Consider the following 1,757-nt stretch of genomic DNA (forward strand, 5'->3'; position numbering starts at 1 on the left):
GGGGACGGTTCGAGACCACTGAAGAACCCGCTCAAAAACCGGCAACCAAGCGTCAAATGCCGGCAACTTCACAGAGCGGCAAGTAGATTTTCAGCCAATCTCTATCCAATCGGTACAACTGACGCGATAAGAAGGAAAATGCGGCCTTTACTCCCGCGTTTTCCTTCTCTCTTTGCCCAATCAGCGCTGCGATCCGCTTTAGATTCACAGCGATTGCCGTGAGTTTTGCCTGTAACGACATGCTTCGCAGTCCCCAGCCTGCCGCTCGGGACATCCCGTGAAAGCGCTTCATCTCGGCATTCTTCCATTCTATTGCCGCGCGTTTCCTGTATTTCCTCTTGAATTCCTCTGTCTTTTGTCTCTGACTCTCTTCGTAGTAGGCTGCCGTGTTTGTTGATACGTGCAATGTCTTGCCACCGCTTGCTCGCCCCATGCATTCCTCTCGATGCGGACAGCCCCGGCATGCTTCTTTATCGAACGTATATGTATAATACATATACTGCTTCCCGTTGTTCTTCCTCAGCTTTCTCTTCTTCCTGACCGTCCGGTTCCCCATCCGGCAGTACCATTCATCGCTGTCCTTGTTGTACGCATACAGCGTCTCGTCCACTTTGTATACGCACGCGCTTACCGGTATCACGCTCTCGATCTTCCGGCGCTCCAATTCATCCAACAGGTCTTTCTTAAAATACGCCCTGTCTCCGCTCAGCGCTTCGACGTTTATCCCTGTGGCCTCCGTCCTGTCCAGCAGTTCTATGCTCTCTTCTCCGTCCGTATATTCCCCGCTGTGCACGCCTACCGCCGTGATGATTCGCTCTTCCGCTGTCATCGTGAATTCCGTTTTGTACCCGAAAAATGAATCCGTCTTCGACTTGTACCCCACTCGCGCGTCCTTGTCCGTCAGCGATCTCAGACCCTTTTGCGCGATGAATTTCTCATCTGAAAGCACTTCTTTGATTTCCGATATCGTTCCCTTCGCATGGAATCCCGCATGTTCCTCTGTTTGCTTTACCAGTCCCTCCAGATATTCCTTCATGACCCGCTTCGATTCCTTCGGATCCTCTATGCCCTTGTAGTCCGGTATCTGCGTGTCTATCCCCGTCGGTACTTCCCCTTCGTGGTCTGCCTTCACGCTCTCTATCATCTTCTGCGCCAGATGCTTCATGATCCGCTCCGGCACCTGCTTCTTGCAGTTCGCTTCCGTATGCGTACTGTCGATTAACAGCGTTTTCCCTTTGATGATCCCTTTCTCCACACATTGCCGAACGATCTCCTGCAGAATCTCATCCAGTGTGATATCCTTCAATCTCTGCGTTCGGAATTTCGCAAGTAGACTGGGGTCCGGCAGATCGTCGTCCGGATTCAGCCCCAGAAACCATAAGTATGCCAGATTGCATCGCGCTTCATCTATCACTTTCACATCTGACAGATCATACAACTTCCCCAGCACGCACAGCTTTAGCATCATCTCCGGCTCCTTCGCCGGTCGCCCATACTTCTTGCAATAGCTGTCCGCTACCATTACATTGATGAAGCTGAAATCTACTGCTCCATTTATCTGCTTCAATATATGGTTCGACGGTATCCTGTCATATAGCGTGCTGTAGAAGTTCATCTGTCTGTTGTTCTCTCGCAGCATCTTTGTCCCAGCCCCTTGTCTTCCGTTTTCGTATACTATACTATTTCGACATCCTCACCCCGTTGTCCTTTTGGTTTTATAACTTCGATTGTTATGTTTGCATTAATCAGTGGTCTCG

1 protein-coding gene is annotated in these 1,757 nt (G+C 50.4%); it reads right to left on the bottom strand.

The features are described from left to right. Positions 1-52 precede the first annotated feature (52 nt). Positions 53-1,639 carry an IS1182 family transposase gene (locus ACJMM9_RS16810; protein WP_405329598.1) on the bottom strand — a complete coding sequence of 529 codons (1,587 nt, stop codon included), beginning with the start codon at positions 1,637-1,639 and terminating at the stop codon, positions 53-55. Positions 1,640-1,757: the final 118 nt, after the last annotated feature.

It is taken from the genome of Fibrobacter sp. (assembly GCF_045112255.1).
Taxonomy (GTDB): Bacteria; Fibrobacterota; Fibrobacteria; order Fibrobacterales; family Fibrobacteraceae; genus Fibrobacter.

Bases quoted from the DNA above. Each gene is read 5' to 3' on its own strand.
- ACJMM9_RS16810 (WP_405329598.1), bottom strand. From the start codon at position 1,639: ATGCTGCGAGAGAACAACAGACAGATGAACTTCTACAGCACGCTATAT.